General features: G+C 71.5%; 12 protein-coding genes, 1 tRNA gene, 1 rRNA gene and 1 pseudogene. 3 read left to right on the top strand and 12 right to left on the bottom strand.

Going from position 1 to position 20,758, the window contains the following annotated elements:
* Nucleotides 1-3: 3 nt before the first annotated feature.
* Entirely contained in the window at nt 4-843 is an 840-nt protein-coding gene (locus PV342_RS38020; RefSeq protein WP_500320721.1) for a DNA-formamidopyrimidine glycosylase family protein, read from the top strand.
* Nucleotides 844-879: 36 nt separating this feature from the next.
* Nucleotides 880-1,700, top strand: a pseudogene (locus tag PV342_RS38015) (SDR family NAD(P)-dependent oxidoreductase).
* A 548-nt stretch (nt 1,701-2,248) separates the two neighbouring features.
* Here PV342_RS38015 and PV342_RS38010 read toward each other — a convergent pair.
* The 9 genes from PV342_RS38010 to PV342_RS37970 all read right to left on the bottom strand — a co-directional run bounded on the left by PV342_RS38010 (nt 2,249) and on the right by PV342_RS37970 (nt 16,423).
* Nucleotides 2,249-2,719, bottom strand: coding sequence for a Dps family protein (locus PV342_RS38010; protein WP_386987545.1), 471 nt, complete (start codon nt 2,717-2,719; stop codon nt 2,249-2,251).
* A gap of 162 nt (nt 2,720-2,881) precedes the next feature.
* Complete coding sequence (locus PV342_RS38005) at nt 2,882-3,265, bottom strand: helix-turn-helix domain-containing protein (RefSeq protein ID WP_089228334.1); 384 nt, start codon at nt 3,263-3,265, stop codon at nt 2,882-2,884.
* A gap of 94 nt (nt 3,266-3,359) precedes the next feature.
* Nucleotides 3,360-3,902: a CinA family protein gene (locus tag PV342_RS38000; RefSeq protein ID WP_018561777.1), complete on the bottom strand. Its 543-nt coding sequence runs from the start codon at nt 3,900-3,902 to the stop codon at nt 3,360-3,362.
* Complete coding sequence (gene pgsA / locus PV342_RS37995; RefSeq protein WP_018561776.1) at nt 3,899-4,633, bottom strand: CDP-diacylglycerol--glycerol-3-phosphate 3-phosphatidyltransferase; 735 nt, start codon at nt 4,631-4,633, stop codon at nt 3,899-3,901. Before pgsA ends, PV342_RS38000 begins: the two co-directional genes overlap by 4 nt.
* Complete coding sequence (rimO, locus tag PV342_RS37990) at nt 4,630-6,114, bottom strand: 30S ribosomal protein S12 methylthiotransferase RimO (protein WP_500320718.1); 1,485 nt, start codon at nt 6,112-6,114, stop codon at nt 4,630-4,632. The genes pgsA and rimO overlap by 4 nt, the downstream gene beginning before the upstream one ends.
* A 114-nt stretch (nt 6,115-6,228) precedes the next feature.
* Entirely contained in the window at nt 6,229-7,029 is an 801-nt protein-coding gene (locus PV342_RS37985) for a helix-turn-helix domain-containing protein (protein ID WP_500320716.1), read from the bottom strand.
* A gap of 220 nt (nt 7,030-7,249) precedes the next feature.
* Entirely contained in the window at nt 7,250-9,877 is a 2,628-nt protein-coding gene (locus tag PV342_RS37980) for a DNA translocase FtsK (RefSeq protein ID WP_500320715.1), read from the bottom strand.
* 114 nt (nt 9,878-9,991) lie between these two features.
* Nucleotides 9,992-10,672 carry a response regulator gene (locus tag PV342_RS37975; protein WP_018561772.1) on the bottom strand — a complete coding sequence of 227 codons (681 nt, stop codon included), beginning with the start codon at nt 10,670-10,672 and terminating at the stop codon, nt 9,992-9,994.
* Between the two features lie 270 nt (nt 10,673-10,942).
* On the bottom strand, nt 10,943-16,423 hold the full coding sequence (locus PV342_RS37970) for a HAMP domain-containing protein (protein ID WP_400795335.1): 5,481 nt from the start codon (nt 16,421-16,423) through the stop codon (nt 10,943-10,945).
* Nucleotides 16,424-16,707: 284 nt separating this feature from the next.
* On the opposite strand from PV342_RS37970, the gene PV342_RS37965 reads away from it, so the two are divergent.
* Nucleotides 16,708-19,329, top strand: coding sequence for a SpoIIE family protein phosphatase (locus tag PV342_RS37965; protein ID WP_400795332.1), 2,622 nt, complete (start codon nt 16,708-16,710; stop codon nt 19,327-19,329).
* 74 nt (nt 19,330-19,403) lie between these two features.
* Here PV342_RS37965 and PV342_RS37960 read toward each other — a convergent pair.
* The 3 genes from PV342_RS37960 to rrf all read right to left on the bottom strand — a co-directional run.
* Nucleotides 19,404-19,476, bottom strand: a tRNA-Thr gene (locus PV342_RS37960).
* 83 nt (nt 19,477-19,559) lie between these two features.
* The gene (locus PV342_RS37955; protein ID WP_400795329.1) at nt 19,560-20,525 is read right to left on the bottom strand and encodes a DegT/DnrJ/EryC1/StrS family aminotransferase; all 966 of its coding nucleotides are present in this window, start codon (nt 20,523-20,525) and stop codon (nt 19,560-19,562) included.
* 144 nt (nt 20,526-20,669) lie between these two features.
* Nucleotides 20,670-20,758, bottom strand: a 5S ribosomal RNA gene (gene rrf / locus PV342_RS37950); the annotation flags it as partial.

Here is a 20,758-nt window from a genome sequence, read left to right as displayed (position 1 = left end):
TCCGTGCCCGAGGGCGACACGATCTGGCTGGCCGCGCATCGGCTGCACTGGGCGCTGGCGGGGCACGTCCTGCTCCGCGCGGACCTGCGCGTGCCGCGCCTGGCGACGACCGACCTGTCGGGACGTCACGTGGAGGAGGTCGTGGCCCGCGGCAAGCACCTGCTGATGCGGGTCGAGGGCGGTCTGACCCTCCACTCGCACCTGCGCATGGACGGTTCCTGGCAGTTGTACGCGCCCGGCGAGCGCTGGAGGGGCGGCCCCGACCACCAGGTCCGCGCGGTCCTCGCCCATGCCGAACGGGTCGCGGTCGGTTACCGGCTGCCTGTGCTGGAGCTGTTGCGCACCGCCGAGGAGGACCGGGCCGTCGGCCATCTCGGCCCGGATCTGCTGGGCCCGGACTGGGATCCGCAGGAGGCGGTGCGCCGGCTGACCGCCGACCCGGCCCGGCCGGTCGGGGACGCGCTGCTGGACCAGCGCAATCTCGCGGGCATAGGCAACGTGTACAAGTGCGAGTTGTGCTTCCTGCGCGGCGTCACACCGTGGATGCCGGTCGGCGAGGTTCCCGAGCCCGAGCGGATCGTCGCGCTCGCCAGGAAGCTGCTGCAGGCCAACAAGACCCGGCACGGCCACATCACCACCGGCGACACCCGGCGCGGCCGGACGCACTGGGTGTACGGCCGCGGCCGGCACGACTGCCTGCGCTGCGGGACGGCGGTCCGCGTCGCCGAACTGGGACCTCCCGGCCAGACCCGGGTGACGTACTGGTGCCCGCGCTGCCAGCGCGGTCCCGCGCCGCCGCCCGCACCCGCGCCGCCGCCCGCACCCGCGCCGCGGTCACACTGATTGACGGCCCGTCAGATTCGGTCGTACCGTCGCCGCATGACCGTACCGGCATACCTCACCGGGCGCACCGCCCTGGTCACCGGTGCCGCCTGCGGCATCGGCCGGGCCTCGGCGCTGCTGCTCGCCCCGGCGGGGGCCACCGTCGTCTGCGCGGACGCGGACGGGCCCGGTGCCCGGCACACCGCCGAACTCGCCGTAAAGCCGGCGGCGCGGCGGAGGCGCGCACCGTGGACGCCACCGACCGCGCGCAGGTCGCGGAGGCCGTCGCGGCCACCGTGGCCGCCCACGGACGGCTGGACGTGCCGGCCGCCATCGCGGGCGTCATGCACTCCAGCGCCGTCGTGGACACCGACGACGCCAACGCCGTCGTGGACACCGACGACGCCGACCTGGACCGGGTGCTGCCGGCGAACTTCGAGGGGGTCCTGCACTGCGCCCGCGAGGCCGCCCGCCCGATGGCCGAGCGTGGCGCCGGCAGTATCGTCACCAAGGCCTCCGGCGCCATCGACCCCGGCGCCCGCGGGCTGCTCTGCTACAGCGTCTCCAAGGCCGCCGTGGTCCAGCTGACCCGGACCCTCGCCACGGAGCTGGGGCCCCGTGGGGTGCGGGCCAATGCCGTGGCACCCGGCTTCGTCCGCACACCGATGACGGGCCACCACGGCATCGGACCCGAGGGCCGCTTCGACGAGCGGGCCCAGGCCCGCGCCGAGGAGGCGCTGGTGCGCGCCGCGCCCCTGGGGCGTATGGGCGACTCCCGGGACGTGGCGCACACCGTGCTCTTCCTGGCCTCCGACGCCTCAGCCTTCACGACCGGCCAGATCCTGCGCCCCAACGGGGGCGTCGTCATGCCCTGGTAGTGACTGACTTCGGGGTCCCGGAACTCTTCCCGGCAGTTCTCCCGGCGCCGGGCCCTCAACCTCGCGGACGGCCGCCCGGGCGGCCGATGACGATCCCCGTGACCACCTCGCCGTGTGCAGGGGGACGATGCTGAGCCCCCAGCCACCGGCGACGACCAGGCCCTCGAAGGAGCCTGCCTGCGCGGGCTGGACGACGAGCCTCAACAGGGCCCACCACCACACCACACCCGCGACGATCGCGATCGCCCAGCGGACCGGCCGCCGGGCCCACAGCTCGTGAAACAGGCGGAGAACATGCATGGCCGCCTCCTTCGGAGCCCCGAGGTTGCGGCGGGAATCACCAGGGACCCAATCCCGGGCTTTCCCCGTACACAGGTGCGATCCCCTGCCCACAAGATCTCTAGACCTCCGCCGTCCCACCCCGCACAACGTTCACCCGAAAGGAGGACACGTACGGCTACTACCTGCGACATTCCCCCGCCCCAGGGCAACCCAGGGCGACCGGGCGCCACGGCGCCCGCCGACTCCCCATCCGGCCCGGAGGGGGTTCAGACGTTCTCGGCCTGGAACATCCACTGGTGCTTCTCGAGCTCGGCGGCGAGGCCGATCAGGATGTCCTGGCTCACCGGGTCGGGCTTCTCCGTCGTCCCGATCCCCTGGCGCACCCGCCTGATCACGGCGTCCAGCGCCGCGATCATGACCGCGACCACCTTCTCGTCCTTGATCCACCCGTCCGGCACCTCGTCGATCCTGCTGCCCTTGGACACCGTCCCCGCGCGCCCGTCCGGCGTCACCCCGATCGCGGCCGCCCGCTCCGCGACGGTGTCGGCGTAGGTCCGGGCGGTGGTCACCACGTCGTCGAGCTGGAGATGGACGGACCGGAACCGTGCCCCGACCACGTTCCAGTGCACCTGCTTGGCCACGAGCGACAGGTCGATCAGGTCGGTGAGGGTCTGCTGCAGGGCCTCTCCGACGATCTTGCGGTCGGCCTCGGGCAGCGTGCTCTTCACGACGGTCATGCTGCTCCTCCTCGGGAATCGCCTTGCGTCGCGGGACCACCTCCAGGGCGGACCCGCCACATGGGACGCCTTCCCCGGATCCGCGGACCAAACGCGGACACGCCGAAGCCCCGGCCGGTTCTCCACCGGCCGGGGCCACGGTTCGGAACTGCTTGGTGTCGCTCAGGCCGCGACGACGTCCACGGCCTCGGTGGGCGCCTTCGGCGCCTTGATGGTGACTCGCTCGTCCGGACCGGACGGTACGGACGGAACCGCGCCCAGCAGCGGCCGCATAGGCGCGGCTGCCGACTCGACAGCAGCCGACTCGGCGAGTTCGGCAAGCGCCAGATCGTCGCTGACCTCCCGCATCACCTCGGACATCGGGACGTCCAAGGCGTCACAGATCGCGGAGAGCAGTTCGGAGGAAGCCTCCTTCTGCCCTCGTTCGACCTCCGACAGATAGCCCAGGGAGACCCGGGCGGATGAGGAGACCTCACGCAGGGTGCGGCCCTGACGCTGGCGCTGCCGACGCAGCACGTCACCGAGCAGGCGACGGAGCAGAATCATCGGTGGCTCCCTCCTCGGACCGCGAATTCGCAACCTTCTTGCCCCACCGTACCGCCTCCGACACCGGCCGTGCGGGGAGCGATGACGTGTTCACTCAGGGCTGCAAACATCCCTGCCCCCCGCTCTCTTCCCCACCCTTCGCCGTCGGGGATTCGTCGGGTGTTCCCCGGCCGGTCAGAAGCGTCTGCTGCAAGAGGGTCAGAACGGCGTTCACGGTGGTGGTACGGATCGCGGCACGGTCGCCGTTCAACTGCAGTCTCTCGCACCACGAGCCGGTCGGCCCGGCGACCGCCACGTAGACGGTCCCGACCGGCTGCCCGTCCTGCGGGTCGGGGCCGGCGACGCCGGTGGTGGCCAGCCCCCAGTCGGCGCGCAGCACGCGCCGCACGCCCTCCGCCATGGCGCGCGCGACGTCGGGGTCCACGGCGCCGCGTTCGGCCAGCAGCGCGCCGTCCACGCCCAGCACGTCCCGCTTCAGCTCGGTGGCGTACGCGGTGACCGAGCCCCGGAAGGACCGGGAGGCGCCCGGCACCGAGGTCAGCTCGGCCGCCACCAGGCCCCCGGTCAGCGACTCGGCGACGGCGAGCCACTGCCGCCGCTCCTCCAGCAGCCCCAGGACCTCGCCGGCGGCGTTCACGCGCCCTGTCCCTGCTCCTCCGGGTGCGCCGGCGGGACGTCCTGCGCGAGGCCGCCCTCCGGCTCGTCGGCCTCGCGCGCCCGGCGCGCGGCGGCCGTGCGCCGCGCGGCGAGCCCGGCCCGGCGCATGACGACCGCCTGCCGCACGTAGTCCAGCCCGGTCACGACGGTGAGCACCACCGCGGCGCCCATCAGCACCGCCCGCAGCGTCGCCAGCGGCCCGGTCAGGACCAGGATGTACATGCCGACCGCGACGCCCTGGGTGAGCGTCTTCAGCTTTCCGCCGCGGCTGGCCGGGATGACGCCCCAGCGGATCACCCAGAACCGCATCAGCGTGATGCCCAGCTCACGGAAGAGGATCACCGCGGTGACCCACCAGGGCAGGTCGCCGAGGGCGGAGAGCCCGATCAGCGCCGCGCCCATGATCGCCTTGTCGGCGATCGGGTCGGCGATCTTGCCGAAGTCGGTGACCAGCCCGTAGCGCCGGGCCAGCTCGCCGTCGAAGAGATCGGTGATCATCGCGACGGCGAACGCCGCCCACGCGAAGGAGCGCCACGCCGGGTCGTGCCCGTCGTCGTGCACGAGCAGCATGACGAAACCCGGCACCAGCAGCAGCCGCACCATCGTCAGGACGTTGGCGATGTTCCACAGCGAGGGCCGCCGGACCGCTGCCGCCGGGACGGCGGGTGCGGACCGGTGGTCGCCGGCCGCGGACGCCGGGGCTCCCGTCATCTGCCGGCCTCCTCCGTCGTGCCGAGCGGCTCCGCGACGAGGTCGACGCCTTCGGTGTCCACCACCTTCGCCGCCACGAACGTTCCGGGCTCCAGGCCTGCGGAGGAGGTCAGGAGGACCTGGCCGTCGGTCTCCGGCGCCTGGTGGGCACCGCGGCCGACCGCCCCCTCCTCCTCGTCGACGGACTCGACCAGCACGTGCACCGTCGAGCCCAGCCGCTCCTCCGCGCGCTGCGCGGTCAGCTCCTCGGCCAGCCGGGAGACCCGGGCCAGCCGCTCGGCGACCACGTCCTCGTCGAGCTTGCCGTCATAGCCGGCCGCCTCCGTGCCCTCCTCGTCGGAGTAGCCGAAGACGCCGATGGCGTCCAGCCTCGCGGCCCCCAGGAAGCGCTCCAGCTCCTCCAGCTCCGCCTCCGACTCGCCGGGGAAGCCCACGATGAAGTTGGAGCGGACCCCGGCCTCCGGCGCCTTGGAGCGGATGGTGTCCAGCAGCTCAAGGAAGCGCTCGGTGTCACCGAAGCGGCGCATCGCGCGCAGCACCCCGGGGGCGGAGTGCTGGAAGGACAGGTCGAAGTACGGCGCGACCTTCGGCGTGGAGGTCAGCACGTCGATCAGGCCCGGGCGCATCTCGGCGGGCTGCAGGTAGCTGACCCGGATCCGCTCGATGCCGTCGACGGCGGCCAGCTCCGGCAGCAGCGTCTCCAGCAGCCGGATGTCGCCGAGGTCCTTGCCGTACGAGGTGTTGTTCTCGCTGACCAGCATGACCTCCTTGACGCCCTGCTCGGCCAGCCAGCGGGTCTCGCCGAGCACGTCGGAGGGGCGGCGGGAGATGAACGAGCCGCGGAAGGACGGGATGGCGCAGAACGAGCAGCGGCGGTCGCAGCCGGAGGCCAGCTTCACCGAGGCGACCGGGCTGCTGTCCAGACGGCGGCGCAGCGGGGCGCGCGGCCCGGAGGCGGGTGCGACGCCCTCGGGCAGGTCCTCGGGGGCCGGGGCGGGCTCCTCGACGGTCTGCGCGTGGCCGGGGAGCGCGACCTCGCTCGCGGCCTGCCGGGCGGCGGGGCTGATCGGCAGCAGCTTGCGGCGGTCGCGCGGGGTGTGGGAGGCGTGGACGCCGCCGGAGAGGATCGTCTGCAGGCGGTCGGAGATGTTCGCGTAGTCGTCGAAGCCGAGCACGCCGTCCGCCTCGGGCAGGGCCTCGGCCAGCTCACTGCCGTAGCGCTCGGCCATGCAGCCGACCGCGACCACGGCCTGGGTGCGCCCGTGGCCCTTGAGGTCGTTGGCCTCCAGGAGGGCGTCGACGGAGTCCTTCTTGGCGGCCTCGACGAAGCCACAGGTGTTCACGACGGCCACGTCGGCGGCGGCGGCGTCGTCGACGAGCTGCCACCCGTCCGCCGCCAGCCGGCCGGCGAGCTCCTCGGAATCCACCTCGTTACGGGCGCAGCCGAGCGTGACAAGAGCGACGGTACGGGGTTCGGACATAGGCTCAGCCTACTTTGTCCCTGACGGGGCTCCGACGCGCAGCGGCGCCCGGCGACGGGACGGTTGTCCCGCGCCGGGCGCCGCGGTGTCCGTGCGCGCCCGAGAAGCCGGGCGTCACCCCGCTTCCGGGTCGCCGGGAGTGAAGGTGAGGCGCTGGACCTGACCGGGGTCGCCCGCGGGTCCCAGGTCCTTGCCGTTGACGAAGAGGTTGACCGCGCCCGCGTTGCCGATGATCAGGTTGATCTTGCTCTTGTCGGTGAAGGTCTTGGAGTCGCCCGGCTCCAGACTGCCCTGGAAGAGCTGCCTTCCGTTGCTGTCCACCGCCTGGATCCAGCTCTTGGCGTTGGGGGCGGTGAGCTTGACGGTGACCTTGTCGGCCGGAGCGGCGGCGATCGCGCTGTCGGACGCCTCGGGCCTCGGCGCGGTGCTCGTGGCGCTCCCGGACGGCTTGGCCGCCGGGCTCGCCGCACTCGGCTTGCCCGCCACCGGCTCCTTGCCGCCGTCCTCACCACCATTGAAGAGGGTGAAGCCGACGAAGCCGACGACGGCGACGATCGCCGCGACCATGGCCGCCGTCCAGTTGGGGCGGCGCGGCTCGGACCGCATCCGCTCCGCCTCGTACAGCGGCGCCACGGGGGTGGGGGCGGGCGCACCGCCGTGCTCCGCCGAGAACTGCTCGATCAGGGCCTCGGGATCGAGACCCACGGCGCGTGCGATCGCCCGGATGTGGCCGCGGGCGTACACGTCGCCGCCGCAGCGCGAGAAATCGTCCTGCTCGATCGCGTGCACGATGGGCGCGCGCACACGCGTTGTGGTACTGACCTCGTCGACGGTCAGACCCGCGGCGACGCGGGCCTGGGCGAGGGCACGACCGACCGGGATCCGGTCGTCGGGGGGCGGGTTGCCGATGGACACGGGGGCGCCTTTCGAGCGTGCAGCCACCTGCTGGAGACTCAGTCTAGGGGGGTGTGCAAAAGGACGGGCAAGCGGGCGGGCGTTGTTTGTCCGCCATCAGGATTGCCGTCTTTCCCGGCGCCGATGACAGTCGGCCATACGCCTTCCCCCTGCAATAACTTGACGTGCGGGCAGGAGCAACGGTTGCGCCCGGCCCACTTACGAGTGAGCCACGGAACGGCTACGAACCGGCATCGCCGCGGAGTACGGCGAGCACTCCGTCCATCTCGTCCGGCTTGACCAGTACGTCACGGGCCTTCGACCCCTCGCTGGGGCCGACGATCCCGCGTGATTCCATCAGGTCCATGAGCCTGCCCGCTTTCGCGAAGCCGACACGCAGTTTGCGCTGGAGCATCGAAGTCGAGCCGAATTGCGTGGAGACGACCAGTTCCGCGGCCTGGCACAACAGGTCCAGGTCGTCGCCGATCTCCTCGTCGATCTCCTTCTTCGGGCCCGACCCGACGACCACGTCGTCACGGTAGGAGGGCGTCAACTGCGCCTTGCAGTGGGTGACGACGGCGTGGATCTCGTCCTCGGTGACGAAGGCGCCCTGCATGCGGACCGGCTTGTTCGCGCCCATCGGCAGGAACAGCCCGTCACCCTTTCCGATCAGCTTCTCGGCGCCGGCCTGGTCGAGGATGACCCGGCTGTCGGCGAGGGAGGAGGTCGCGAAGGCCAGCCGGGAGGGCACGTTGGCCTTGATGAGGCCCGTGACGACGTCGACGCTGGGCCGCTGCGTGGCCAGCACCAGGTGGATGCCGGCGGCCCGGGCGAGCTGGGTGATGCGGACGATCGCGTCCTCCACGTCCCGCGGCGCGACCATCATCAGGTCGGCGAGCTCGTCCACGATCACCAACAGGTAGGGGTAGGGCGAGAGCTCCCGCTCGCTGCCCTCGGGCGGCTTCGCCTTGCCGCTGCGCACGGCCGCGTTGAAGTCGTCGATGTGCCGGAAGCCGTAGGCGGCCAGGTCGTCGTAGCGCAGGTCCATCTCGCGCACGACCCACTGCAGCGCCTCCGCGGCCCGCTTGGGGTTGGTGATGATCGGGGTGATGAGGTGCGGGATGCCCTCGTACGCGGTCAGCTCCACGCGCTTGGGGTCGACCAGCACCATCCGCACCTCGTCGGGTGTGGCACGCGCCAGGATCGAGGTGATCAGGCAGTTGATGCAGGAGGACTTGCCGGACCCGGTGGCGCCCGCGACGAGGATGTGCGGCATCCGCGCAAGGTTGGCCATGACGTAGCCGCCCTCGACATCCTTGCCGAGGGCCACCGTCATCGGGTGCTCCTCGCCGGCGGCGTCCGCGGAGCGCAGTACGTCGCCGAGGTTGACCATCTCCCGGTCGCTGTTGGGGATCTCGATGCCGACCGCCGACTTGCCGGGGATCGGGCTGATGATCCGTACGTCCGGACTGGCCACGGCGTACGCGATGTTCTTGGCGAGGGCCGTGATCCGCTCGACCTTGACGGCCTGGCCGAGCTCCACCTCGTAGCGGGTCACCGTCGGGCCGCGGGTGAACCCGGTGACCCGCGCGTCGACCTTGAACTGCGAGAAGACGCTCGTCAGCGACTCCACCACGGCGTCGTTGGCGGCGCTGCGGGTACGTCCTGGACCGCCGCGCTGCAGCAGGTCCAGTGACGGCAGGCCGTAGGTGATGTCGCCCGACAGCTGGAGCTGTTCGGCGCGCGGCGGCAGCGCCGTGCCCTCGCCGGACGCCGCGGCCTTGGTGAGGTCGGGCACGGACGGGCCGGCGTCCTCGTCGGCGCCGTCCTGCCCGCTGTCCCCCGCCGGCGGCAGGGAGTGGCTGACGAGGTCCGCGACGACCGAGGAACCGGGCACACCGTAGGTGAGGGCGCCGTCGAGGTCGGCGGCCACACCGTAGGCGAGGCCGACCGCGTCCAGGCCGTCGCCGGGCGTGAGATCGGGCAGTTCCGTCGGCTCCTGGCGGCGCCTAGAGCGGCGGCGCGCCTTCTCCCCGCCGTCCTGGGGGGCCTCCTCCTCCAGCAGGTCGCTGAAGGGCACGGCGTCGTCCTCGGTCCGGGTGGGTGCGTGCTCCTCCACCAGCCCCAGCCGGATGCCGAGTTCGCGCAGCCGCCGGGGAATGGCGTTGACGGGGGTAGCGGTGGTGACGAGCAGCCCGAAGAAGGTGAGCAGGGCCAGCAGCGCCACCGCCAGGGGCGCTCCGACGGTGTAGTCGAGCGGCGCGGAGGCCGCCCAGCCGATGAGCCCGCCCGCGTCGCGGATCGCGTCGGCGCCCTGGCCCCGTCCGGGGGAACCGCAGCCGATGTGCACCAGCCCCAGCACGCCGACGCTGAGGGTGGTCAGGCCGATGACGATGCGCCCGTTGGCGTCGGCCTTCTGCGGATGGCGCATCAGCCGCCAGACGATGGCGCCGACGAGGAAGGGCACGAGCAGGTCCAGCCGCCCGAACAGTCCGGTGATCAGGATCTCGACCAGGTCGCCCACCGGACCGCGCAGATCCGACCAGGTGCCGGTGGCCACGACCAGCGCGAGGCCGAGCAGCAGCAGCGCCAGGCCGTCCTTGCGGTGAGCCGGGTCGAGACCGCGCGCGCCGCGCCCGACGCCCCGGAAGAGCGCGCCCACGGTGTGCGCCAGGCCGAGCCACACCGCTCGGGCGAGCCGGTAGACGCCCCCGGTCGGGGACGGCGCCGGCTTCGGCGCGGGTTTGGCCGCCGCCTTGGCGGGCGGCTTCTTGGCCGCCGCCTTCTTCGCGGGGGCCTTCTTCGCCGCGGGCTTGGCCGCAGGTTTGGCGGCAGCCTTCTTGGCGGTGCCGGACGTACGTGAGGCCATGATGGTGAGGTTACCGTTCCGCCCCGCGCACGACACGCGTGGCCGCGCATACCGCCATTCGTGTCGTGACCCTGGTGCGCCAAGGATGACCTTGCGTCAAATGGCGCACATGCTTCACTCCTGCGGGGGAATCTTCTTGTCGCCGCCGGCCGTGCCGGGCTCCAGCGCGTCCAGCGCGCGGCGCAGCCCGGTCAGCTTGCGCTCCAGGTGGGCGGCCGTGGCCACCGCCGCCGCGTCGGCGGACTCGTCGAGCTGCTTGGACAGCGCCTCCGCCTGCTCCTCCACGGCGGCGAGCCGCGCGGAGAGCTCGGCGAGCAGGCCCACGGGCTCCTTGGAGCCGTTGCCGCCGGGGCGGGCGCCCTGTTCCAGCTGCAGCCGGAGCAGGGCGGCCTGCTCGCGCAACTGGCAGTTCTTCATGTAGAGCTCGACGAAGACCGAGACCTTGGCGCGCAGCACCCACGGGTCGAAGGGCTTGGAGATGTAGTCCACCGCGCCGGCCGCGTAGCCGCGGAAGGTGTGGTGCGGCCCGTGGTTGATGGCGGTCAGGAAGATGATCGGGATGTCGCGGGTGCGTTCGCGCCGCTTGATGTGCGCCGCGGTCTCGAACCCGTCCATGCCCGGCATCTGGACGTCGAGCAGGATCACCGCGAAGTCGTCGGTGAGCAGCGCCTTGAGCGCTTCCTCCCCGGACGATGCCCGCACCAGGGTCTGATCGAGCGCGGAGAGGATGGCCTCCAGCGCCAGCAGATTCTCCGGCCGGTCATCGACCAGGAGGATCTTGGCCTTCTGCACCATGGCCCGCCCTCCTCGCCCCGGCACTGCACCGGTCGCCGCCCCCGTGGACGACTCCTGAGCGCCGCCCGTCCTTGTGCCGGTCATGGTAGCCGCACCCCGCTGTCCGCCACACCCTGTCACCGCCATGTCACTGTGCACGTAGCAGAAACGCAAGCGGAGACCAGAAGGTTCCCAGAATCCCGCACTCTCACACCTCTTCACACACGCCGAGTCATGGACGTTCACCGTCCGTTGCCCGCCGGATCACCCAACGCGGCGCCCGACGCGGCGTCACCTGGACTGCATCCACCGCTCCATCACCGCGAGCAGGTGATCGGTGTCCACCGGCTTGGCGACGTAGTCGGACGCCCCGGACTCGATGCTCTTCTCCCGGTCCCCCTTCATCGCCTTCGCCGTCAGCGCGATGATCGGCAGCCCGGCGAACTGGGGCATCCTGCGGATCGCGGCCGTGGTCGCGTAGCCGTCCATCTCGGGCATCATGATGTCCATCAGCACCACGGCGACGTCGTCGTGCTGCTCCAGGACCTCGATGCCCTCGCGGCCGTTCTCCGCGTACAGCACGGTCAGCCCGTGCTGCTCCAGCACGCTGGTGAGGGCGAAGACGTTGCGGATGTCGTCGTCGACGATGAGCACCTTCTCACCGCTGAACCCGCCCGAGAAGCCGGTGTAGGCGTCGCTGTGCGCGCCCTCCACCCACGACTCGGACAGCGCGGCGCGCTCCGTCGGTCCGGCGGCCGCCGCGGGCAGCGGTGCCGCCGCCGAACGCCGGCGCAGCCGGGCCAGGCTACTGCCCGCGCCCCGGCCGCGCACCGCCACATGGCCGTGCGCCGGGGCGTGGAGCGGCTCGACCGGTGCTCCCTCGAGTTCCGCGGTCTCGCCTCCGGCGAGCTGCAGGTAGCCCTGGGGCGGCAGTTCGGTGGTGTTGAGCGGCAGGTAGAGGGTGAAGGTGGAGCCGCGGCCGGGCTGGCTGTCGGCGTGGATCTCGCCGCCGAGCAGCCGGGCGATCTCCCGGCTGATGGACAGGCCCAGGCCCGTGCCGCCGTACTTGCGGCTGGTGGTGCCGTCCGCCTGCTTGAACGCCTCGAAGATGACCCGCATCTTGCTCGCCGCGATGCCGATGCCGGTGTCGGTCACGGAGAAGGCGATCAGCGGCTCGTCCGCGCCCCGCAGCGATCCTGACTCCAGCAGCTGCTCCCGGATCGCGTGCGGCACGTCGGGACCGGCCGGGCGGATGACCAGCTCGACCGAGCCGCTGTCGGTGAACTTGACCGCGTTCGACAGCAGGTTGCGCAGCACCTGCAGCAGCCGCTGCTCGTCGGTGTGGAGCGTGGCGGGCAGCTCCGGGGAGACCCGCACCGAGAAGTCCAGGCCCTTCTCCGCCGTGAGGGGCCGGAAGGTCGCCTCCACGTAGTCGACCAGCTGGACCAGGGCGATGCGGGTCGGGCTGACGTCCATCTTGCCCGCCTCGACCTTGGACAGGTCCAGGATGTCGTTGATGAGCTGCAGCAGGTCCGAGCCGGCGCCGTGGATGGTCTCGGCGAACTCGACCTGCTTCGGGGAGAGATTGCCCTCGACGTTGTCCGCGAGCAGCTTGGCCAGGATGAGCAGCGAGTTGAGCGGGGTGCGCAGCTCGTGCGACATGTTGGCCAGGAACTCGGACTTGTAGCGCATCGAGACGGCCAGCTGCTCGGCGCGCTCCTCCAGGACCTGCCGGGCCTCCTCGATCTCGGTGTTCTTCACCTCGATGTCCCGGTTCTGGCGGGCCAGCAGCTCCGCCTTCTCCTCCAGCTCCGTGTTGGACATCTCCAGCTGCTTCTGCCGGTTCTCCAGCTCCGCGGAGCGCTCCCGCAGCTGCTCGGTGAGTTCCTGCGACTGCTCCAGCAGGTACTCGGTCTTGGTGTTCACGCTGATGGTGTTCACGCTGACCGCGATCATGTCCGTGATCTGGCCCAGGAAGTCCTTCTGGATCTGGGTGAGCGGCTGGAAGGAGGCCAGCTCCATGACACCGAGCACCCGGTCCTCGAACACCACCGGGAGCACGATCACATGGGCCGGCGGCGCCTCCCCGAGACCGGAGGAGATCCGCAGGTAGCCCGGCGGCACGTCCTCCACCAGGATCGAGCGCTTCTCGACGGCGGCCGTGCCGATCAGCCCCTCTCCCGGCAGGAACACCGTCGGCATCGTCCGCTTGGAGAAGCCGTACGAGCCGCTCAGCCGCAGTTCGTAGCCCTCGTCGATCTCCTCCCCGCCGGCCGGCTCCTCCGCGATGAAGAAGGCGCCGTGCTGGGCGGAGACCACCGGGGTCAGCTCGCTCATGATGAGCGCCGCCACGTCGTTGAGGTCGCGGCGGCCCTGCATCAGACCGGAGATGCGGGCGAGGTTGCCCTTGAGCCAGTCCTGCTCCTTGTTGGCGAGCGTGGTCTCGCGGAGTCGGACGATCATGGTGTTGATGTAGTCCTGGAGCTCCAGGATCTCGCCCGCCGCGTCCACGTCCGTGCGGATGTTGAGGTCGCCGCGGGTCACCGCGGTGGCCACCTGGGCGATGTTGCGCACCTGACGGGTCAGGTTGTTCGCCATCAGGTTCACCGACTCGGTGAGGTCCTTCCAGATGCCGGAGACACCCGGCACGCGCGCCTGACCGCCCAGGCGGCCCTCGGTGCCCACCTCGCGGGCCACCCGGGTCACCTGGTCACCGAAGGCCGACAGCTGGTCGACCATCGTGTTGATGGTCGTCTTCAGCTCCAGGATCTCCCCGTGCGCGTCGACGTCGATCTTCTTGGACAGGTCGCCGCGGGCGACCGCGGTGGTGACCATGGCGATGTTGCGGACCTGGCCGGTCAGGTTGGAGGCCATGTTGTTCACCGACTCGGTGAGGTCCTTCCACGAGCCGGACACGCCCGGCACGCGCGCCTGACCGCCGAGGATGCCGTCGGTGCCCACCTCGCGGGCCACCCGGGTCACCTCGTCACCGAAGGCGGAGAGCGTGTCGACCATCGTGTTGATGGTCTCGGCGAGCTGCGCGACCTCGCCGCGCGCCTCGACGGTGATCTTCTTCGTGAGGTCGCCGTTGGCGACGGCGGTGGCGACGGAGGAGATCGAACGCACCTGGCTGGTCAGGTTGTTGGCCATCAGGTTGACGTTGTCGGTGAGGTCCTTCCAGATGCCGGAGACGTCCCGCACCCGCGCCTGACCGCCCAGCTGGCCCTCGGTGCCCACCTCGCGGGCCACCCGGGTCACCTCGTCACCGAAGGCGGACAGCTGGTCGACCATCGTGTTCACGGTGGTGACCAGGGCGAGGATCTCGCCCTTGGCGTCGACGGTGATCTTCTTGGACAGGTCGCCCTGGGCGACCGCGGTGGTGACCTCGGCGATGTTGCGGACCTGCATGGTGAGGTTGTTCGCCATGAAGTTGACGGACTGCGTCAGGTCCTTCCAGGTGCCCGACACGCCCTTCACCTCGGCCTGGCCGCCCAGGATGCCCTCGGTGCCCACCTCGCGGGCGACCCGGGTCACCTGCTCCGCGAAGGAGGAGAGCTGGTCGACCATCGTGTTGAGGACGTTCTTCAGCTCCAGGATCTCGCCGCGGGCGTCGACGTCGATCTTCTGGGAGAGGTCGCCGCGGGCCACCGCGGTCGCCACCTGGGCGATGTTGCGGACCTGCGCGGTCAGGTTGCCCGCCATGCCGTTCACGGAGTCGGTGAGGTCGCGCCACACACCGGCGACGCCCGGCACCTGCGCCTGACCGCCGAGCCGGCCCTCGGTACCCACCTCGCGGGCGACCCGGGTCACCTGCTCCGCGAAGGAGGAGAGCTGGTCGACCATCGTGTTGATGGTGTTCTTCAGCTCCAGGATCTCGCCGCGCGCGTCGACGTCGACCTTCTGGGAGAGGTCGCCGCGGGCCACCGCCGTCGTCACCTGGGCGATCTGGCGGACCTGCGAGGTGAGGTTGCCCGCCATGAAGTTGACGGAGTCCGTCAGCTCCTTCCACACGCCGCTCACGCCGTCGACGCGGGCCTGGCCGCCGAGGCGGCCCTCCGTGCCCACGTCCCGGGCCATGCGGGTCACCTGTCCGGCGAACGAGGACAGCTGGTCCACCATGCGGTTCACGGTGTTCTTCAGCTCCAGCATCTCGCCGGAGACGTCGACGGTGACCTTCTGCGACAGGTCGCCGTTGGCGACCGCCGTCGTCACCTGCGCGATGTTGCGGACCTGGCCGGTCAGGTTCCGGAACGCGGTGTTCACCGAATCCGTCAGGTCCTTCCACAGACCCGCCGCACCCGGCACCTGCGCCTGGCCGCCCAGCTCTCCCTCGACGCCGACCTCACGCGCCACTCGGGTCACCTCGGCACCGAAGGCCGACAGCTGGTCCACCATCGTGTTGACGGTGTTCTTCAGCTCCAGCATCTCGCCGGAGACGTCGACGGTGACCTTCTGCGACAGGTCGCCGTTGGCGACCGCCGTCGTCACCTGCGCGATGTCCCGCACCTGGCCGGTCAGGTTCCGGAACGCGGTGTTCACCGAGTCGGTGAGGTCCTTCCAGATGCCCGCGGCGCCCGGCACCTGCGCCTGGCCGCCGAGCCGGCCGTCCGCGCCGACCTCCCCCGCGACACGGGTCACCTCGTCGGCGAAGGTGCGCAGCGTCTCGGTCATCGCGTTGACGGTCTCGGCGAGCTGCGCGACCTCGCCGCGCGCGCCGATGGTGATCTTCTGCGACAGGTCGCCGTTGGCGACCGCGGTGGTCACCTGGGCGATGTCACGCACCTGGGCCGTCAGATTGCCGGCCATCAGGTTGACGGAGTCCGTGAGGTCCTTCCACACGCCGTCGACCCCGGCCACCTTGGCCTGGCCGCCCAGCTGGCCCTCGGTACCCACCTCGCGTGCGACGCGGGTCACCTCGGCGGCGAAGGAGGAGAGCTGGTCCACCATCGTGTTGACGGTGTTCTTCAGCTCCAGCATCTCGCCGGCCACGTGCACGGTGACCTTGCGCGACAGGTCGCCCTTGGCGACCGCCGTGGTGACGAGGGCGATGTCACGCACCTGGGCCGTCAGACGGGACGCCATGGTGTTGACCGAGTCCGTGAGGTCCTTCCACGAGCCGGACATGCCGCGGACCCGTGCCTGGCCGCCGAGCTTGCCCTCGGTGCCGACCTCGCTCGCCACCCGGGTCACCTCGTCGGTGAACGTGGACAGCTGGTCGACCAGCCCGTTGACGGTGCGTCCCACCTTGAGGAACTCGCCGCGCAGCGGATGCCCGGAACCGTCGGCGCCCTGCGCGCGCAGGTCCATCCGCTGCTCCAGGTCGCCCTCCGCGACCGCCGACAGCACCCGGCCGACCTCGGACATGGGGCGCACGAGATCGTCCACGAGCGCGTTGGAGGCGTCGATGGCCGCCGCCCACGCGCCCTCGCACGCCCCCGTCTCCAGGCGCTCGGCGAGTTTGCCCTCGCGGCCCACGACCCGCCGCACCCGCGCCAGCTCCCCGGTGAGGTGCTGGTTGCGGTCGGCGACCTCGTTGAACACCGCGGAGATCTCCGCCATGACCCCGTCGCCGGTGACGGTCAGCCTCTTGCGGAAGTTGCCGTCCCGCATGGACTCCAACGCCGACAGCAGCCTGTGCAGGGCCGCCGAGTCGACCTCGACGGTCCCCGAACCGCCCCCGCTCGTACGCGACCGCACGTTCTTGACCCGTGCGGAACCGCCCCGCTTCGCCGCGGATGCCGCGCCGCCTCGCGCCGATGCGCCAGACTCCACCGTGTCCCTCCCGGAGGGTCGACCGACCTGCAGGTGCCTCGTTCAGGCATGACCAGTGTTTCACCATGCCCGGGCCCGGCCATAACAGTTCGGCAGCATCGCATATGACCGGCGTCATGATCGGGGCAGGAACACCCCCAACCGGCACACACGCGGTCGCCGGGGGTAAGTAACCTGGCATGCGGTTGCCCACCTTGGGCCGGGCGTACACCTCGAAGTGGGGGCCGGTGGTGACAGTACAGCGGACGACGAATGGTGACGTCCCGGGACAAACAAGGAGATCTGTGATCACGGCGCGGGCGGCGGCCACCTTCGAACCCGTGGGACGCTCGGTCGCCACCGCACGCGCGTTCGTCCGCGACACGCTCCAGGGCTGGGGCTTCTCCGAGGTGGTCGACGACGCCGTCGTCCTGACCAGTGAACTCGTCACCAACGCCGTGGTCCACGCCGGCACCGCCGCCGACGTCCAGTGCCTGCGTTTCGACTCCGCCGTGCGGATCGAGGTGTCCGACCGCTACCCCGAACGTGAGCTTCCTCTCCACGACGCCAAGAAGCAGATCCACCCCGACCACGAGGGCGGCCGCGGGCTGCTCCTGTGCTCGGCCCTGGCCAGCCGCTGGGGTGTGGAGTACACCGCGGCCAACAAGCACGTCTGGTTCCGCCTGGACCTCCCCCAGCGTCCCGCGGGCACCCGCTCCGCGGGCCCGGCCCTGCCCGTCCAGGCACTGCCGCTGGCCGACGAGCGGGTCCGCGTCGCCGTCGTCCAGGTCGACCGGGGCGGCGTCATCACCCGCTGGAACCAGGACGCCGCCGAACTCTTCGGCCACCCCGGCGACCAGGTGACCGGCAAGCCGCTCGGCGACTTCGCCGCCTGGCCGCAGACCCCCGGCACCGGCCACGGCATCGCCGAGGCCCTGCGGCTGTCCCGCTGGGAGGGCAGCTACGGCGTCCGCGACGCCGACGGGCGGATCCTCCCCGTCTACGGCACGCACCTGCGGGTCCGCGACACGTCCGGCGAGCCGTCCACCGTGTGCCTGCTGGTGCGCGAGGACGAGCGCGCCGTCCTGCAGAACCCCGGCCGCGGCATGATCGCCGTCGAGGGCGGATCCGAGCGCGGCAAGGCCGTGGACCCCTTCGAGTCCTTCATCGGCTCCCCCGCCCCCGACGACCTCGACGGGCTGCTGCAGCGCACCGTGGAGCGGGCCCGCGACATGCTCGACGGCGACGCCGCGTACCTGCTGCTCGCCACCGACGACGAGACCGAGCTGGAGGTGCGCGCCTCCACCGGCCTCCCCTCCGCACGGCAGCGCTTCGCGCGCGTCCCCGTCGAGGCCGGCACCGGCCGCTACGGCAGCGCCCGCATGCCCGCCGTCCACGAGGACCTCACGGCGGTCCCCGGCGCCGTCCCGCTGCTCGCCGGCACCGGCATGCGCTCCATCGTCACCGTCCCCCTCAAGGTCGAGGGGCGCCTCACCGGTTCGCTCGGCGTCGCCGCGGAGAGCCCCGGCCGGTACACCAACGAGGAGGCGCTGCGGCTGCAGTTCGCCGCCGACCGCATCGCGCTGGCGGTGGAGAGCGCCCGCCTCACCGAGCTCGAGCGCCTGCGCCGGGGCTCGCTGTCCTTCCTGGTGGAGGCCTCCGACCTGCTGGCGGGCACCCTCGAACGCGACCAGACGCTGGCCCTGATGGCCCAGATGACCGTTCCCACCCTGGCCAACTGGTGCGCCGTCTACACGATCGCCGACCAGGCCTCGGAGCCCGAACTCGCCTTCGTCCTGCACGAGGACGAGGACCGCATCGACGGCATCAAGGCCCTGCTCTCCCACCTCGCCCCTCCCGACCCCGACCCCACCCCCGGCGCCCGTGTGTGGACCGCGCCCTCCGACGCCGCCCACTCCAGCGCCCTGCGCGCCTCCCTGCGCAGCCTGGGCCTCGGTGATGCCGGGCGGCCCGCGACGGGCCCGGGCACGGCCCTGGCGACCGCCGCCGCCGTCGGCGGCGAGACGGTCGTCCTGCCGCTGGTGGCCCGCAACCGCGTCATCGGCATGCTCACCCTCGGCAAGTCCGCCGACGAGCGCTTCCGCCAGGAGATCCTGGAACTCGCCGAGGACCTGTCCCGCCGAGCCGCCCTCGCCCTGGACAACGCCCGCCTCTACAGCGAGCGAACGGCCATCAGCCAGTCCCTCCAGCGCAGCCTGCTGCCGCCCGGCCTGCCGGTGATCCCCGGCGTCGAGGTCGAGGTCGTCTACCGCGCCGCCGGCGAGGGCAACGAGGTCGGCGGCGACTTCTACGACGTGTTCCCGATCCGCGACGGCTGCTGGGGCTTCGCCATCGGCGACGTGTGCGGAACGGGCCCGGAGGCGGCCGCCGTGACCGGTCTCGCCCGGCACGCGCTGCGTCTGCTCGCGCGCGAGGGCTTCAGCGGCCCGTCCGTCCTGGAGCGGCTCAACGCCGCCATCCTGGACGAGGGCGCCCGCAGCCGCTTCCTCACCCTCCTCTACGGCGAGATGTGGCCGCAGAACGACGGCAGCGCCGTCCTGAAGGTCGTCTGCGCCGGCCACCCGCTGCCGCTGCGACTGCGGCAGAGCGGCGTCGTGGAACCGGCCGCGGAACCGCAGCCGCTGCTCGGCGTCATCGAGGACCTCGAACTCGTCGAGCAGACCGTCACCCTTGACCCCGGCGACGTCCTGCTCTGCGTCACCGACGGCGTCACCGAACGCCGCGAGGGCACCCGCATGCTCGGCGACGACGGCCTCGCCGACGTCCTGGCCACCTGCACGGGCCTTACCGCGGGCGCCGTCGCGGCCCGTATCCAGCGAGCCGTGGAGCGCTTCGCCTCGGACGCGCCCTCCGACGACATGGCCATCCTCACGATGCGCGTCCCCGAACCAGAACTGCCCGCCTGACGGAGGGCGGTTCGCCGAAGGCACCATAAACGGGAAAGGCCCCCGCCGTGAGGCGGGGGCCTTTCCCGTATCAGAGCCCCAATACGGAATCGAACCGTAGACCTTCTCCTTACCATGGAGACGCTCTGCCGACTGAGCTATTGGGGCGTGTCGACGTGAAGGATCTTAACCCACACCGGCCCCGGTTCGGAAATCCGCGCGACGCACAGCCCGACCGGAACAACCCGGGATCAGAGCAGACCGCCCAGCGTGTTGCACGCCGTGGCCATCCGCTCCAACTCCTTCTCGGTCAGGCCCGGGTGGACGGGCAGCGAAAGCGTCTCGCCGGCCGCCTTCTCGGTCCTGGGCAGGAACGAACTCGACCGGTACTCGGGCATCCGGTGCACGGGCGTCGGGATGCTCACGCTCGCCTGCACGCCCCGCGCGGCCAGGGCCATCGCGAAGGCGTCCCGGTCCGGCCGGCCGTTCCCCGGTATGCGCACCGTGTAGCGGTGGTAGACGTGGTGGGCGCCGGGCTCGACGTAGGGCACCAGGACTCCGGTCAGGGCCGAGTCCAGGTAACGGCAGTTGGCCCGCTGCCGGGCCACGGCACCGGCCAGCTTCGCGAGCGCCCCGCGGCCCACGGACGCCTTGCCGTCGGCCATCCGGGCCTCGGCGTGGGCGGTGTCCCGAAGCCGCTTGACGGCACCGGCCAGTTCGGGGTGCTCCGTGGTCACCACGGCACCCTCCTCGACGGCGAACACGCTCAGCACACCGTAGGAGCCGACCCGGCGGCCGGCCAGCGTGGCCGCCTGGGCCTGGGTGGCGTCCTCGATGATCGCCAGGCCGTGCCGGGCGGCGATGTCGGTGATCTGGTCGACGGCCGCGGGGTGCCCGAAGAGGTGCACCGGCAGGATCGCCACCGTGAGGGGCGTGATCGCGGCGGCGACGGCCTCCGGGTCCAGGCAGAACGTCAACGGGTCGATGTCCGCGAAGACCGGCACCGCACCGGCCCGCCGCACGGCGGCCGCGGTCTCCACGGGCGCGAACGAAGGCAGGATCACCTCCTCGCCGGCACCGATGCCGAGCGAGAGCAGCGCCAGCTGCAGCCCGGAGGTCGCCGAGGCCACCGCAACGGCATGCCGCCCGTCCGCCGCGGACGAGAACTCGTCCTCCAGCGCGGCTACTTCAGCACCCTGGACCAGGAACTGCTGCATCAGGCCCACCTCCACTTACCCGGTTCCCGCAAGGATCACCTCAGCGGGTGATCCGTTGCTGATCTGAACATGAACAGCGGGTGTGGATACGACAAAGAGCCGTGCCCCCCGGACTGGGTCCGGGGGGCACGGCTCTCAATATTTGTTCGGCGGCGTCCTACTCTCCCACAGGGTCCCCCCTGCAGTACCATCGGCGCTGAAAGGCTTAGCTTCCGGGTTCGGAATGTAACCGG

Origin of the sequence: Streptomyces sp. PA03-3a (assembly GCF_033792735.1) — a bacterium.
Classification (GTDB): domain Bacteria; phylum Actinomycetota; class Actinomycetes; order Streptomycetales; family Streptomycetaceae; genus Actinacidiphila.
The sequence above is the reverse complement of the archived record's forward strand: the minus strand, read 5'-3'. Positions and strand labels throughout refer to the sequence as shown.

Bases quoted from the DNA above. Each gene is read 5' to 3' on its own strand.
- PV342_RS38010 (WP_386987545.1), bottom strand. From the start codon at position 2,719: ATGACCGTCGTGAAGAGCACGCTGCCCGAGGCCGACCGCAAGATCGTC.
- PV342_RS38005 (WP_089228334.1), bottom strand. From the start codon at position 3,265: ATGATTCTGCTCCGTCGCCTGCTCGGTGACGTGCTGCGTCGGCAGCGC.
- pgsA (WP_018561776.1), bottom strand. From the start codon at position 4,633: ATGACGGGAGCCCCGGCGTCCGCGGCCGGCGACCACCGGTCCGCACCC.
- rimO (WP_500320718.1), bottom strand. From the start codon at position 6,114: ATGTCCGAACCCCGTACCGTCGCTCTTGTCACGCTCGGCTGCGCCCGT.
- PV342_RS37980 (WP_500320715.1), bottom strand. From the start codon at position 9,877: ATGGCCTCACGTACGTCCGGCACCGCCAAGAAGGCTGCCGCCAAACCT.
- PV342_RS37975 (WP_018561772.1), bottom strand. From the start codon at position 10,672: ATGGTGCAGAAGGCCAAGATCCTCCTGGTCGATGACCGGCCGGAGAAT.
- PV342_RS37955 (WP_400795329.1), bottom strand. From the start codon at position 20,525: ATGCAGCAGTTCCTGGTCCAGGGTGCTGAAGTAGCCGCGCTGGAGGAC.